A 14,038-nucleotide genomic window follows, 5' to 3' on the forward strand; every position below is an offset into this window, starting at 1 on the left:
TTTATCCCGTATCCCTTCCAGCAGGCACCAAAAGGGAGAGAGCCTAATGTATGCAGTCATTGGTACAGCCGGACATGTCGATCATGGTAAATCAGCCCTGATCCAGGCGCTTACTGGCGTTCACCCTTCACACCTTCCACAGGAACTCATGCGCGGTATGACCATTGATTTGGGTTTTGCCTGCCTGCGCAGTTCTGACGACGATGAGATTGGCATCATTGATGTTCCAGGGCATGAGCGATTCTTGCGAAATATGCTCAACGCCTTATGGGGGTTGGATATGGTGCTGTTTGTCGTCGCGGCGGACGAAGGATGGTCGCCGTTAAGCCAGGAACATTTACGGGTCATTGGCGCGTTGGGCCTTCGGCAAATTGTCGTTGCCGTTACCAAGTGTGATCTGGTTGACGACACTCGCATGGGGCAGGTCGAGGAAGAAATCCTCGAACATTTTCTTGCCGAATGCGACATGTTGCCAGACATCTGGCGAGTAAGTGCAAAGACCGGCGAGGGCGTTGACGCGCTGCGTCAGGGGTTGCTGGCGCGGGTTCGAAGCTTGAGCGTGCCAAGGCCGTTAACGGAAGGGCCGCATCTCTATATTGATCGTGTTTTTTCCGTCAACGGTGTGGGTACGACGGTTACCGGGACGCTGCGCGGTGACACGATTGATGTGGGAGATGTACTGCGTCTTTTTCCTGGCAACCAGCTGGTGAAGGTGAAATTGATACAGAGCTACCACCTTGCGCGCGAACGGGCGCAGCCCTGTAGCAGGGTGGCGATGAGTTTTCGCCAGCTGAAAAAAGATGCCGTGGCGCGCGGTGATTGTCTGGCCAAGCCGGATGCTGACATTACCGCCAGTCGGGAGTGGCTTGTTCAGCTAAGACCTGGCTTTTGTATGCCGAAGAAGCAGTGCCAGCTGGAAGTTGCGGTGGGGACCTCTCATACACAGGCGCGCTGTTATTTATTGGGTGAGGGCAACCTGGCCCGGTTGCAGTTGTTTAAATCGCTGCCGGTTTTTTGGGGACAAAATGTCCTGCTGATGATGCCTGGTGGTCACCGTATGGCTGGGGCCGGCCGTGTGGTCTGGAGAGGACCGTTGAAACGGGAACAGCGGCCACGGCTTATCGAGACGTTGCTTGCGGCGCAGGAGGTGGATTTACCTCAGTTGCGATGCCGCGTACAGCTGGCGGTGGATGGTTATGTTCGCGCCAGTGATGAGATGATACCGCCACCGGAATGCCATGTCCTTGCTGGCTGGTGGCTGACGGAGCACTACTGGCAGCACGGCTTATCGAGCCTGAATCACATTCTTCAGCAGGCGACATCGGCGTTAACGGTGGATGAACTGGCGACAAGGGGAAATATGCCGGTGGAGCTGGTCGGCGAGCTGGTCGGCGAGCAGTGCAAGGAGAGGGAATGGCAAACGACGGCAGAAGGTGTCAGCCTGGTGGGGGCCAGTTTTGGCCGACTCAATCATGAGCAGCAGACGCTGCTGGATGAAATCAATACGGCGGGCAAGCTCTGCTTTTCTGCCGTTCGGCATGAACGCCCGCATCTGACGCAACAGCTCAAAGCGCTGACAGAAAAAAAATACATAGTCCCCATGGGCGACAAACTGTTTATTGCACGCGAATGTTATCAGACGTTGCTGGAGGATATTTTCCATGTAAGTCATCCCGGCGAATTGCTCTCCATTGCTGATGTCAGACAGCGGACGGGTCTGGCAAGAAAGCAGGTGATACCACTGCTTAATCGAATGGAGAGGGATGGCTGGGTTCGACGGGAAGGCGATCTTCGACGCGTGAAAAAGTGCTGGCGGGCAGAGTCTGCGGTATGACTCCGGGTATTGATGGTGTTGTTATATAAACATCAGTAAAGCGGCAGCTTGAAAATAAAAACAATGATTTTTCAATTTATCTCTCTGGCCACAATCCATGCAATCATTGGCGGTGGATAATGCATTTACAGCCTGATAGTTGTTGAAACAGGGAGTTGGAATAGCGAAGGCATGGCAGGTCAGTGTGGTGGATAATTGTTATCTTGAACACGCTATTCGCGCAATATAGTGAACAATGTCTTAGCCAGGGATCATCGTCAGGGAACCTATATAGCAGCCAGCTCTGCACGCACCACAACCATTGCACTCATCCGAAATAATAGGGAGCGAACTTTCTGGAACGCTGATGGCACCAAGCGGGCATATTGCTGCGCATTCATCACAGTTGCCCAGTGTGCGGGCATTGCAATTGTCTGCAATCTGGGGTCGCCACCCGGTATCGTTCTGACCAAGGTTATTCAGGGCCATCGTCTGGCAGGCATTCAAACATTGATGGCACAGAGTACAGTGATTAAGAGACAGATCCATCCTGGGCCCGTCTGACGTCATATGTAATACATATTGAGGACAGGCAGAGATACAGTCGCCACAATGATTGCATAGTCGTTGAAACAGGACTTCTTCGACGGCCCCCAATGGGCGCCCTGTATTTATCGGACGTTGCGATTCTTGCACCATGGTTGCCCTGGCACTGCGAGCGACGCGCTCAAACAATTCCCGACGGCCAGGATTGGCGGGCACGTCATTGATATCATCAGGGAAGTACATGGCAATCATCCTGGTTTCAATAACAAGGTCTTGGCACAATATCGATAGCGTGTTCTGCGCAGTACAGGTTTAACCAACTCAATGTGAAAGCCGCAACAGCTTGATAGAAATCGGTATTGGCATTTTCCTTCATCTTGCCCAGCATTGTGGGGGCAAAGGGCATCAGATGTGCCGCCAGCAGGGTATTGGCATTGGCAATATCGCCTCTCTCCAGCAGAACCGAAAACATCATCAGCATCAGGCCGATATGATCTTCCGGTTCACGCATACCGGTATCGCACGTCATGCCCAAATGGCTCAAGAAGGTCCGGTATTCCAGTGTTGAACAGCCAAACAGCACGTTTTCAGGGTCGAGATAGACGGAGCCCCAGGGGGGAGAAGGCATGGTGCCACTGCCTTGCAACAGGTTGAAAAAATCGGCGGCCAGCTCATCCGGCATTGTTGTCCCGGCGAGTCGGGACAACCGTTGCAGCAGTTCATCCTCCTGCTTGGCAAAGCCGTCAAGTATGGTGATGACAGTCTGCGATGACGGGGGATGATAGAGCAGCGCCCCCAACAGGCGCGAATATATAGCATTGTTAGTTAACATAGTTGTACAGCCAACTTATATTTTGCCAGTAACTCTGTTTAGCCCAATAAACCATAGGAGGTTTGTTTTTGTCAAAGATTGGCACACCGGAACGAGAATATTGAAATAATAAATAAAATGAATGGTTTGTGATGTTTGTTGTCATTGTAATGCATGTCTTGATTAGCACGCTAATCAGGAGTTGTTAGATATGCTAACCATATTAAAGATAATAATCACAATCAGTTTATAAAAATTATATTGTCGTCATTGATCTCATTTTCCAACATCGGCAATAGCCGTTTTCAATTTTTTTGATTTACGACAACGTTTGCCTGATTCCGAAAGGATAGTAGTCCATATGATGTGGGCTATTTAGTCTGTGATAACCACTTATCGAGACGTTGTCATATGAAAGATGCACTGGAATCATTATTGACCGGCGGGTTGACCGGCGGGTTGACCAGGCGGGATTTTATCAAGTCCTCCGGTGTCGCAGCAGTCGGCCTGGCTGCCACGGCGGGCGCCGTGGCACTGCCTTTCAAGAGCATGGCGGCTTCTGCTCCAGCAGCGAAAGACGAGAAGATAGTATGGAGCGCCTGTACGGTGAACTGTGGCAGTCGCTGTCCGCTGCGCATGCATGTGGTAGATGGCGAGATCACCTGGGTCGAAACCGACAACACGGGCAACGACTTGTACGGCAATCATCAGGTGCGCGCCTGTCTGCGTGGCCGTTCGATGCGCCGCCGGATCTACAATCCGGACCGGCTGAAGTACCCGATGAAGCGTATTGGCAAGCGAGGTGAGGGCAAGTTCAAGCGGATCAGCTGGGACGAGGCGTACGATGAGATCGCTGCCAGTATGAAGCGCATCATCAAGGAGTACGGTAACGAAGCCATCTACCTGAATTACGGCACGGGAACCCTGGGGGGGACCGTGACCAAGTCCTGGCCTCCAGGCAGCACCCTGATTGCCCGCCTGATGAACCTGACCGGCGGCTACCTCAATCATTACGGAGACTACTCGACAGCCCAGATCACGGTTGGCCTGGATTATACCTATGGCGGTGGTTGGGCCGATGGCAACTCATTTTCCGATCTGGAGAACAGCAAGCTGATTGTCCAGTTTGGCAACAACCCCGCAGAGACCCGCATGTCGGGGGGCGGTCTGACTTATTATCTGGCAGAGGCGAAGGCGCGTTCCAACGCCCGCATGATAGTCGTGGATCCCCGCTATACCGATACGGCAGGAGGGCGCGAAGAGCTGTGGATCCCCATCCGCCCCGGAACCGACACGGCGTTTGTGGCGGCCATGGCCTATGTGATGATCACCGAGGATCTGGTCGATCAACCTTTTCTGGACAAGTATTGCGTCGGTTACGACGAGAAAACCTTGCCGGCTTCCGCCCCGGCCAGGAGCGACTACAAGTCTTACATTCTGGGACTGGGGCCGGATGGTGTCGCCAAGACGCCGGAATGGGCGACCAGGATCACCGGCATTCCGGTTGAAACCATTATCCAGACGGCCCGTGAGATAGCAACAGCCAAGCCCTGTGCCATCCTGCAAGGTTGGGGCTTGCAGCGCACCGCCGCCGGGGAAATCGCATCGCGTTCCATCGCCATGCTTGCCCTGCTGACCGGCAATGTCGGTATCAACGGGGGAGGTACCGGGGCCCGTGAATCGGATTACAGCATCCCCTTTGTCCGGTTTCCTACCCTGACCAACCCCGTTAAAGCCTCCATCCCCATGTTCCTATGGACGGATGCCATCGTGCGCGGCACCGAGATGACCGCAACCCGGGACGGGATCCGGGGCGTGGACAAGTTGAAGGCACCCATCAAGTTCATCTGGAATTATGCGGGGAATTGTCTCATCAACCAGCATGCGGACATCAACCGGACCCACGACATCCTGCAGGATGAGAAGGCATGCGAGATGATAGTGGTGATTGATAACCACATGACGTCGTCCGCCAAGTACGCCGACATAGTGCTGCCGGATCTGACTACCTCAGAACAGGCCGATTTCTGCATGGATGCCTTTGCGGGGAACATGGGGTACTTCATTTTTGCCGATCAGGCCATCGCACCCCAGTTCGAGTCAAAAGGGATTTACGAGATTTGCTCCGAGATCGCCGAGCGCATGGGGGTCGGTGAGGCTTTCACGGAAGGCCGTGATCAGGAGGGTTGGCTGCGCCATCTCTACACCCTGACCCGGAAGCAAGACCCAGGGCTGCCGGATTTTGAGACCATGCGAAAGCAAGGCATCTACAAGCGGCGGGATCCGGACGGTCACTATGTTGCTTACAAGGCATTTCGCGAGGATCCGCAGGGGAATCCGCTCGGTACACCATCGGGAAAAATCGAGATCTACTCTGAGCGGCTGGCCCAGATTGCCGCGACCTGGGAGCTCAAAGAAGACGAGGTGATCCACCCGTTGCCTGTCTATGTATCGACCTTCGAGGGGTGGGACGACAAGAAGCGGACCATTTATCCGCTGCAGCTGACCGGCTTCCACTACAAGGCTCGTACTCACTCGACCTACGGCAACGTGGACATTCTCAAAGATGCGGCACGTCAGGAGCTGTGGATCAATCCCCTTGATGCCGACGAGCGAGGTATCCAGCAAGGCGATCTGATCCGCATCTTCAACGACCGCGGTGAGGTCCACATCCCGGCCAAGGTCACACCACGCATCCTGCCCGGTGTGGTGGCACTGGGGGAGGGAGGCTGGTATGCCCCGGACGGAAGCAAGGTCGACAAGGGAGGCTGCATCAATGTGCTGACGACTCAGCGACCGAGCCCGCTCGCTAAGGGCAACCCCCAGCATACCAACCTGGTGGATGTACAACTGGTGAAGAAGGCATAAGGGCTAACCATGAAACAGTTCGGTTTTTACATCGATTCAAGCAAGTGCACCGGATGCAAGACGTGCCAGCTCTCTTGCAAGGACGTCAAGGATCTGAACGTTGGCACCAACTACCGCCGTGTCTATGAATACGCGGGAGGTGGCTGGGTGAAAGACGGCGATGCATGGCGTCAGGACGTTTATGCCTATTACGTGTCGATAGCGTGCAATCACTGTGCTGAGCCGGCATGTACCAAGGTGTGCCCGAGCGGCGCGATGCACAAGCGGGAAGACGGCTTCGTGGTGGTGGATACGGATACCTGCATCGGTTGCAGATATTGCGCCATGGCCTGCCCTTATGATGCGCCGCAATACAATGCGCAGAAGGGTCATATGACCAAGTGCGATGGCTGCTACGAACGGGTTGCCGATGGCAAACCGCCGGTGTGTGTGGCCTCCTGCCCGTTGCGGGCGCTGGCATTCGGTCCCATCGAAGAGTTGCGTGCCAAGTACGGCTCTCTGGCCGAAGTGGCGCCATTGCCGCCGTCGTCCTTGACCAACCCCAACATCATCATCAAACCAAACCGCCATTCCCGACCTTGTGGGGATACGACTGGATACTTGGCGAACCCGAAGGAGGTGTAATATGGCTTGGCATGAATGGCCGCTAATCCTGTTCACAGTGATGGCCCAGACTGCGGTGGGGGCGTTTCTGATATTAAGCGTACTGCTGCTTGCCCGGCGCGTCTCAGCGGAAACGGAACCTCGGTTGCATCGAGCCATGTTGGGACTGTGGGTGCTGATGGGGCTGGGCCTCGTTGCATCCGTGATGCACCTGGGGAGTCCGCTGCGTGCGATGAATGCACTGAACATGGTGGGCCACTCCTGGCTGTCTAACGAGATCGCCGGCGGCATGGCCTTTTTCGCTTTCGGCGGCTTGTATTGGTTGCTTTCGGTATTGGACAAAGGGGGCGAAGGGGGACGCAGAGGTCTGATGCTGGGGGCCATCCTGGCGGGTCTCTTCTTCATGTACGCCATGGTCATGGTTTACATGATTGATACTGTGCCGACCTGGTACACAGGTTTAACGCCGGCTTCTTTTCTGCTGACCATGGGGGTAGGGGGAGGCGCCCTGGCGCATTTGCTGTTGCTGGCGGCGCGTCATGACGTCGCTGTGGCTGACACGGCTCTTCCCGTTTGGGGGCTGCTGGTGGCGCTGGGGGTGGCCATCGCGGTGATGCTGTTGTCGCTCCATCTCGGCGGGATTGAAAACAGCGTGACGAGCGCACTGGCCAGGGTACCTGATCTGGCTGTTACCCAGTCGGTTCGTCTCGTGTTGCTGGCTGCGGGAGTCTTGCTGTGGTTGTGGCCGCTGTTTACCAAACGAGCACCCACTGCGGCGCTGATGGCTGTGTCGTTTGGTTTCATCCTGGTGTCCGAGCTGGTGGGGCGCGGGGTGTTCTACGGAATCCATCTCACCGCGGGTTTGGGGTGAGCTGAGGACTGGTGCTGACAGGCAGGATATGTCCCAGGCTGGCAGATCATGGGGGGCGGCTGAGGATGGGGAATGACTATCTTGTTGGCCCGATATCTTGCTGAGGCAAGCCTCAGGCACCAGTGATTGAACACAGCAAGCAAGGCTTTATCAAGGCCGCAGCAATAGCGGCCTTTTGTTTATCGTGAAATGGCTCCCAGATGGCGGTGGAAAGTGAGTGGGATAACACCAGTCTCGAGAATAGAAAATGCAATAAACCGGATGACAGAAGGTATCTTGCTGCGGCAGGCAAGATAGCAGCCTCTGTTCATTTACCCATATTGTCTTCCTTTGCTGGCTTGTTTGCGTCGTCCACAGGTGCCATCCATCGCACCAGTTCAACCTGATCATGGCGCACCAGTTTCATCTCTCCGCCTTTGAGGCGATAGGCGCAGTGGCTGGTATTGCACATGACCCTGATGTGCGCGGTTTCGCCCAGCAGAGGCGACAGGGCCCGATCCGACTGTGCGCTCAACTGGTCGTTTTCCAGTTTTGTGACTCGCGCTTTTTCGGCATCGAGCCCTTCCATGAAATTGGAGAGTGTGGGCAACAGAATAATGAGCGCCGGCACAACCAAAATGGCAAAGCGGTTGTAGATAACCTCAACCCAGGAGATTAACAAAAAGAGCCTGGGGGCCGGGACTCGTGCCCTGCGGCGAAAGAAACGCCTTGTTCTTGGATATTGTCGTGAACCGATGCGATGGCAAAACCATGCCCAGCGCAGACGAAGCCTGACCGAGAGAAACAACACGAAAGTGAGCAGCACAATACCGGCAACGGCATAGAGCAGGTAAGGGCCATATAGCTTGCCCATCTGCAGCCAGAGCAAATAGCCCGTGGCGAGCGTGATATCGGCCGGTTGGGGAAACTCTGCGATATCGAGGCCATGGACCAGACATCTGCCGTAAAAGTGAGCCATGCCGCTCAAATAGATACTGGCGGTGATAATCGGGATGGCTGCAAAGAGAGTGGTCAGGAAGTGGGCCATCTTGACCTGGGGCTCTTCTGGTTCCGGTGACTTGCGTACCTGCTTGAGGTGCTGCCTTAACCAGTGCCAACGCTCCCAGTTGATTGATTTTCTCTTTTTCATGTATCCCTATGCCAGAAAAGATGAGCTTCAAAGTTGTCCGCTATTGTAGCGAGACCACAGAGAATGAACATGTTCTCTGGTGGCGGGATCCGCACATTGGCAGCAAGTGTTATCCGGCAAATAAAAGAGGGCCCCACTCTGTGAGGCCCTCTTGTTATGGGATGGCAACCTTAACGATGTGCACAGTGTCAGGAGCCGGATCCCGTGCTGGCCTCTGACATGGCGGCGGCACTCTTGCGCCGGCGCAGCACGCGCACCAGGGGGGGCAGGACGATGACCAGCACCGCCAGCACCAGCAGGCTCTGGCTGATGGCGCTGCCCCACAGGATGTCGAGCTCGCCGTTGCTGATGGAGAGCGCCCGGCGCAGGTTTTGCTCCAGCATCTCCCCGAGCACGAAGCCCAGGATCAGCGGCGAGAGGGGGAAGTTGAGCTTGCGCAGCACATAGCCAAATACCCCGAGACCGGCCATCAGCAACAGATCGAAGGTGGTGCTGTGCACCGCGTAGACCCCCACCGCCGAGACGGTGGCGATGGCCGGGGCCAGGAACCAGAGCGGGATGCTGAGCATGCGGGTGAACAGCCCGATGAGGGGGATATTCATGATAAGCAGCATGATGTTGGCCAGCAGCAGGGCTGCGATCAGCCCCCAGACGATGTCCGGCTGTTCGGTGAACATGGTCGGACCCGGAGTGATGTTGTAGAGGGTCAGGGCCCCCATCATCACCGCCGTGGTGCCAGAGCCCGGCACGCCCAGGGTCAGCATGGGAATGAAGGAGCCGCAGGCGGAGGCGTTGTTGGCTGCCTCGGGAGCCGCTACGCCGCGGATGTCACCCTGGCCGAAGGTGCCCTGCGGGCCGGCCAGGCGCTTCTCGGTCATGTAGGTGAGGGCGCTGGCGATGGTGGCGCCAGCCCCCGGCAGGATGCCGACGAAGAAGCCGGCGGTGGCCGAGCGCAACATGGTGCCGGTGCACTGGGTCAGCTCGCGGAAGCTGAACAGCAGGCGGCCGGTCTGGCGCACCAGCTGCTGACCCCCCTTGGTGTGCTCGAGCATCAGCAGGATCTCGCTCACCGAGAAGAGGCCGATCACCACCACGATGAACTGGATCCCGTCCGACAGGTGCACGCTGTCGAAGGTGAAGCGGTAGACGCCGGTGTTGGCGTCGACGCCGACGGTGGCGAGCCCGAGGCCAATCAGGGCGGCGAGGAAGGACTTGAGCGGGTTCTGGCTCATCATGCTGCCGAGGCAGGCGATGGCGAACACCATGAGGGCGAAGTACTCGGCCGGGCCGAAGGCGAGCGACCAGCGAGCCAGGGCCGGGGCGAACAGTATGATGCCGCCAATGGCGAGCAGGGAGCCGACGAACGAGCTCACCGCCGAGATGGAGAGGGCCACCCCGGCGCGCCCCTGCTTGGCCATGGGGTAGCCGTCGAGCGCCGTCATGATGGCGGCGGCGTCCCCCGGCACGTTGAGCAGGATGGAGGAGATCCGGCCGCCATACTCACAGCCGATGTAGACGGTGGCGAGCAGGATCAGGGCCGACTCGGGGGGCAGCTTCAGGGCAAAGGCGAGCGGCAGCAGGATCGCCACCCCGTTGATAGGGCCAAGCCCCGGCAGCAGCCCGACCACGGTGCCGACGAAGCAGCCGATGAGGGCGATCAGCAGGTTTTCGGGGGTGAGGGCCACCGCGAAACCTTGCGCTAGGTACATCCAGGTATCCATGACAACTCCTTAGGCCAGCCAGGCGCCGAGCGGCAGGGTGACATCCAGCAGCCGGTCGAAGGCGTAAAAGAGGCAGATGCCGAGCAGGGGCCCGGCGATGAGGGCGGCGCGCCAGCTGGCGCCAAACAGCCGCCCGACCACCACGGTGAGCAGGGTGGTGGCGAGCGGAAAGCCCAGCCACTCAAAGCCCCAGCCGTAGCTAAACAGGGCCAGCACCATGGCGGCGATGCGCAGCAGCGCGGGACGCTCCGGCCAGCTGGCCGGATCCGGCGTGCGCTTTAGCAGCAGCAGGGCGCAGCCGGCCATCAACAGGCTGATGACAAGCGGGAAGGGGCGCGGCCCCACCGGCTCGTAGCTGTATTCGCTGTGCAGCTGCCAGGCGAGGGCGGCGGCCCCCAGGCTCAGCAGCAGCCAGCACAGGGCAAACAGACGATCGCTCATGGTGCTGGCTCCCTCTTACTTGGCCAGACCGAAGGCCTTGGCCTGCTCGCGATAGTCGGCGACCTGGGCCTTGACGTAGCTGTCCAGTGCCTCGCCGGTGAGATCGAACTCGAACAGGCCGCGCTGATCACGCTGGGCCTTGAAGGTGTCGGTCTTGACCAGTTGATCGAAGGTCTGCTTCCACCACTGGTACTCGGTGTCGCTCACCTTGGGGCCCACGTAGAAGCCGCGAATGACCGGCCACTCCAGGTCATAACCCTGCTCCCTGGCGGTGGGGATGTCGGCCAGCTTGCCCGGCAGGCGATCCTTGGCAAACACCGCCAGCACCTTGAGTTTGTCGCCGCCAAGGTGGGGCACCATCTCGCTCAGATCGCCGGAGACCGCCTGCACGTGGTTACCGAGCAGAGCGGTGACCGGCTCGCCACCGCCTTCAAAGGCGACGTAACGCATCTTGTGGGGATCGACCCCGGCCAGCTTGGCCAGCAGGGCGGCCTTCATCCAGTCCTGGCTGCCGATGGAGGCGCCGGCGCCGATCACCACGCTGTTGGGATCGCGCTTGAGGGCGGCGACCAGCTCCTTGAGGTTCTGGTAGGGGGCGTCGTGGCGCACCGCGATCATGCCGTAGTCGGTGCCGACGGCGGCCAGCCAGCGCACGTCATCGACCCCGTAGCGGCCGAACTTGCCCTGGGAGAGGTTCAAAAGCGAACCGCCGGAGAAGGCGACCACTGTGCCGGCCTCGGCCGGGCGCTGGGCCACGATGGCGTTGTAGGCCACGGCGCCGACGCCGCCCGGCATGTAGGTGACGCGCATCGGCTTGTCGATGGTGTTGGTCTCCTGCAGGCTCACCTGCAGCAGCTTGCAGGTGAGATCGAAACCGCCGCCCGGCTTGGCGGGGGCGATGCATTCAGTCCGATCAGGGGCGCTGGCGGTGTCGGCAGCTTGCAGTGGCAGTGCACCGAACAGGGCCAGCAGGGCGAGGGCATGACGTGTGTGTTGCTTCATGGAGTGCTCCATCTTGTTGTTGTTTTTTCCGGGTGTGACCTCGTCGGTAGACGAGGTGATGCGAAATTGTTAAAACAACAACCTTTCATTCACCTTTCAGCCGTTGCTGAATTGCTGGGAGCGTGAAGTGGATCACACCTCGCAGTATGGGGAGACGAGATGCGTTTACTGCTGGCCGAAGACAATCATGAACTGGCGCACTGGCTTTCGCGAGCCTTGACCAGCGCCGGATTCGCCGTGGATTGGGTGGCTGACGGCGACAGCGCCGATCAGCTGCTGCGCCAGGAGCGTTATGCCTTGGCGATCCTGGATATCGAAATGCCCAGGCTGGATGGGCTGACAGTGCTCGGCCGGTTGCGCCGCCGCGGCCAGGGCTTGCCGGTGCTGCTGCTCACCGCCCGTGGCGCGGTAGAGGAGCGGATCTGCGGTCTCAATGCCGGCGCCGACGACTATCTCGCCAAGCCGTTCGATCTGGGGGAGCTCGACGCCCGTCTGCGGGCGCTGCTGCGACGCAGCGAAAGTGGCGGCGCCGAATTGCGGCTGGGGCAGCTGATGCTGCATCCGGACGGTTACTTCGTGGTGAATGACGCCAGGCTGGCCCTGACCCCGCGCGAGCAGGCGCTGCTCACCGCCCTCATGTATCGCCAGGGGCGACCGGTGGCCAAGGGGCAGCTGTTCGAGCAGGTGTTCAACCTCGATGACGAGGTGGGGAAGGAGAGCATCGATCTCTACATCCACCGGCTGCGCAAAAAGCTCGTCGGCAGTGGCGTGGTGATCACTACATTGCGCGGGCTGGGTTATTTGCTGGAAGCGGCGCCGGAGGCTTCCCATTAACCGCTCGCTCCTTCATCAACTGCTGCTGTTTCTTGGCGCTCCCTTGCTGATCCTCTGGGGGGCGTCGGCCTGGTACAGCTACGACGGCGCCCTGGCCGCCGCTACCCAGGCCTATGATCGCACCCTGCTCGCCTCGGCGCGCACCGTGGCCGAGCGCCTCGATGTGCAGCAGGGGCGGCTGCGGGTCGATGTCCCCTACGTGGTGCTCGACAGCTTCGAGCGCAACATGCGCGATCGCCTCTTCTATCAGGTGCGCTCGCCATCCGGTCGGGTCATCTCGGGCTATGAGGAACTGCCGGCGAGGCCGGACAAGACGCCGCTCACCGACCGTTATCCGGCGCTCGCCTACTTCTATGACGGAGAGTTCCAGGGCACGCCTATTCGCGCCGTCGCCCTGCTGCAACCGATTAATGAAGGAGGGCTGAGCGGCATGGCCACCATCACGGTGGCCGAAACCCTGATGGGGCGTCGTGAACTCGCCGAGCAGCTGTTGTGGCATGCGGTGCTCTCACAGGGGGCCCTGGTGGCCCTGACCCTGCTGCTTGCCTACCTGCTGCTCAAGCGCCTGCTTACCCCGATGCGCCGTTTGTCGCGCGAGCTATTGCGTCGCGATGCCGCCAACCTGGCGCCGCTGCCGGACTTGCTCCCCTGGCAGGAGACCCGGCCGCTTATCCTCGCCTTTAATCGTCATCTGGCCAGATTGCGCCAGCTGGTGGCCCGTCAGGAGCGCTTCAGCGCCGATGCGGCGCACCAGCTACGCACCCCGCTGACCATACTGAAGACCCAAGTGGAGGTGGCCCGCAGCGGTCACGATCCCGCCCTGATGCAGGAGAGCCTGACGGCCATGGCGGCCCGGCTCAATCACACCATAGCGTTGACTGAACGCTTGCTGCTGCTCGCCCGCCTCAAATCCGACGAGTGTTCGGGCCTTCGCCAGCGCGAGCCCATCGAACTGGTGGAGCTGGTGCAGCAGGCTTGTCTCTCCCGCTTGGCACAGGCGCGCAGCAAGGGGATCGATCTCGGCTACGAGGGGGAGGAGTCCGCCATCATGGTGGCCGGGGAGCCGCTGCTGCTCGGGGAGCTATGTGCCAATCTGCTGGACAACGCCATCAAGTACAGCCCGGCAGGTGGCACTGTGACGGCGCGGGTGCAGGCCACCGGTAAGCAAGTCTGGCTGGAGGTGGAAGACAGCGGCCCCGGCATCGCCCCCGAGCAGGCAGAACGGGTCTGGCTGCCGTTCCAGCGGCTCGAAAACGGCGCCGATCAGCCCGGCGCTGGCCTTGGCCTCGCGCTGGTGCGCGACATCGCCCACTACCATCATGGCGAGGTGTTGCTGCTGCCTGCGCCGCAACTCGGCGGCCTGCTGGTAAGGCTGAGCCTGCCGGTGTGAGGCCGGCGA

The 14,038-nt window shown here is 59.1% G+C and carries 12 protein-coding genes; 6 read left to right on the forward strand and 6 right to left on the reverse strand.

Going from position 1 to position 14,038, the window contains the following annotated elements; all coding sequences use genetic code 11:
* Positions 1 to 46 precede the first annotated feature (46 nt).
* Positions 47 to 1,834, forward strand: coding sequence for a selenocysteine-specific translation elongation factor (selB, locus tag ACB028_RS07305; RefSeq protein WP_371143875.1), 1,788 nt, complete (start codon positions 47 to 49; stop codon positions 1,832 to 1,834).
* Positions 1,835 to 2,074: 240 nt separating this feature from the next.
* On the opposite strand, the gene ACB028_RS07310 is transcribed toward selB, so the two are convergent.
* Positions 2,075 to 2,611, reverse strand: a complete 537-nt coding sequence (locus tag ACB028_RS07310; RefSeq protein ID WP_371143876.1) for a 4Fe-4S dicluster domain-containing protein — start codon at positions 2,609 to 2,611, stop codon at positions 2,075 to 2,077.
* Positions 2,612 to 2,618: 7 nt separating this feature from the next.
* The gene (locus ACB028_RS07315; protein ID WP_371143877.1) at positions 2,619 to 3,191 is read right to left on the reverse strand and encodes a molecular chaperone; all 573 of its coding nucleotides are present in this window, start codon (positions 3,189 to 3,191) and stop codon (positions 2,619 to 2,621) included.
* A 390-nt stretch (positions 3,192 to 3,581) separates the two neighbouring features.
* On the opposite strand from ACB028_RS07315, the gene ACB028_RS07320 reads away from it, so the two are divergent.
* From ACB028_RS07320 to ACB028_RS07330, 3 genes are read left to right on the forward strand one after another with little or no spacing between them, the layout of a single operon-like run.
* Positions 3,582 to 6,038, forward strand: a complete 2,457-nt coding sequence (locus ACB028_RS07320) for a DmsA/YnfE/YnfF family dimethyl sulfoxide reductase (protein ID WP_371143878.1) — start codon at positions 3,582 to 3,584, stop codon at positions 6,036 to 6,038.
* Positions 6,039 to 6,047: 9 nt separating this feature from the next.
* On the forward strand, positions 6,048 to 6,662 hold the full coding sequence (locus ACB028_RS07325) for a DMSO/selenate family reductase complex B subunit (protein WP_201941127.1): 615 nt from the start codon (positions 6,048 to 6,050) through the stop codon (positions 6,660 to 6,662).
* A 1-nt stretch (position 6,663) separates the two neighbouring features.
* Positions 6,664 to 7,512, forward strand: a complete 849-nt coding sequence (locus ACB028_RS07330) for a DmsC/YnfH family molybdoenzyme membrane anchor subunit (protein WP_371143879.1) — start codon at positions 6,664 to 6,666, stop codon at positions 7,510 to 7,512.
* A gap of 307 nt (positions 7,513 to 7,819) precedes the next feature.
* On the opposite strand, the gene ACB028_RS07335 is transcribed toward ACB028_RS07330, so the two are convergent.
* The 4 genes from ACB028_RS07335 to ACB028_RS07350 all read right to left on the reverse strand — a co-directional run bounded on the left by ACB028_RS07335 (position 7,820) and on the right by ACB028_RS07350 (position 11,805).
* Positions 7,820 to 8,641 carry a hypothetical protein gene (locus tag ACB028_RS07335; RefSeq protein WP_371143880.1) on the reverse strand — a complete coding sequence of 274 codons (822 nt, stop codon included), beginning with the start codon at positions 8,639 to 8,641 and terminating at the stop codon, positions 7,820 to 7,822.
* A gap of 188 nt (positions 8,642 to 8,829) precedes the next feature.
* Positions 8,830 to 10,362, reverse strand: a complete 1,533-nt coding sequence (locus ACB028_RS07340; RefSeq protein WP_124240303.1) for a tripartite tricarboxylate transporter permease — start codon at positions 10,360 to 10,362, stop codon at positions 8,830 to 8,832.
* 9 nt (positions 10,363 to 10,371) lie between these two features.
* Positions 10,372 to 10,803 (reverse strand): tripartite tricarboxylate transporter TctB family protein, encoded by a 432-nt coding sequence (locus tag ACB028_RS07345; RefSeq protein ID WP_201977244.1) that lies wholly within the window; start codon positions 10,801 to 10,803, stop codon positions 10,372 to 10,374.
* 15 nt (positions 10,804 to 10,818) lie between these two features.
* Positions 10,819 to 11,805 (reverse strand): Bug family tripartite tricarboxylate transporter substrate binding protein, encoded by a 987-nt coding sequence (locus ACB028_RS07350; protein WP_371143881.1) that lies wholly within the window; start codon positions 11,803 to 11,805, stop codon positions 10,819 to 10,821.
* Between the two features lie 159 nt (positions 11,806 to 11,964).
* Here ACB028_RS07350 and tctD point away from each other — a divergent pair, with 159 nt between their 5' ends.
* Together tctD and ACB028_RS07360 are read left to right on the forward strand one after the other, a co-directional pair.
* On the forward strand, positions 11,965 to 12,639 hold the full coding sequence (gene tctD / locus ACB028_RS07355; RefSeq protein WP_042024946.1) for a transcriptional regulator TctD: 675 nt from the start codon (positions 11,965 to 11,967) through the stop codon (positions 12,637 to 12,639).
* 43 nt (positions 12,640 to 12,682) lie between these two features.
* Positions 12,683 to 14,029: a sensor histidine kinase gene (locus ACB028_RS07360; protein WP_371143882.1), complete on the forward strand. Its 1,347-nt coding sequence runs from the start codon at positions 12,683 to 12,685 to the stop codon at positions 14,027 to 14,029.
* Positions 14,030 to 14,038 lie beyond the last annotated feature (9 nt).

This window comes from Aeromonas sp. S9(2024) (assembly GCF_041403185.1).
Taxonomy (GTDB): Bacteria; Pseudomonadota; Gammaproteobacteria; order Enterobacterales; family Aeromonadaceae; genus Aeromonas; species Aeromonas enteropelogenes.

Coding starts and splice junctions, on each gene's coding strand:
- ACB028_RS07350 (WP_371143881.1), bottom strand. CDS start 11,805: ATGAAGCAACACACACGTCATGCCCTCGCCCTGCTGGCCCTGTTCGGT.
- ACB028_RS07345 (WP_201977244.1), bottom strand. CDS start 10,803: ATGAGCGATCGTCTGTTTGCCCTGTGCTGGCTGCTGCTGAGCCTGGGG.
- ACB028_RS07310 (WP_371143876.1), bottom strand. CDS start 2,611: ATGATTGCCATGTACTTCCCTGATGATATCAATGACGTGCCCGCCAAT.
- ACB028_RS07320 (WP_371143878.1), top strand. CDS start 3,582: ATGAAAGATGCACTGGAATCATTATTGACCGGCGGGTTGACCGGCGGG.
- selB (WP_371143875.1), top strand. CDS start 47: ATGTATGCAGTCATTGGTACAGCCGGACATGTCGATCATGGTAAATCA.
- ACB028_RS07315 (WP_371143877.1), bottom strand. CDS start 3,191: ATGTTAACTAACAATGCTATATATTCGCGCCTGTTGGGGGCGCTGCTC.
- ACB028_RS07335 (WP_371143880.1), bottom strand. CDS start 8,641: ATGAAAAAGAGAAAATCAATCAACTGGGAGCGTTGGCACTGGTTAAGG.
- tctD (WP_042024946.1), top strand. CDS start 11,965: ATGCGTTTACTGCTGGCCGAAGACAATCATGAACTGGCGCACTGGCTT.
- ACB028_RS07325 (WP_201941127.1), top strand. CDS start 6,048: ATGAAACAGTTCGGTTTTTACATCGATTCAAGCAAGTGCACCGGATGC.
- ACB028_RS07340 (WP_124240303.1), bottom strand. CDS start 10,362: ATGGATACCTGGATGTACCTAGCGCAAGGTTTCGCGGTGGCCCTCACC.
- ACB028_RS07330 (WP_371143879.1), top strand. CDS start 6,664: ATGGCTTGGCATGAATGGCCGCTAATCCTGTTCACAGTGATGGCCCAG.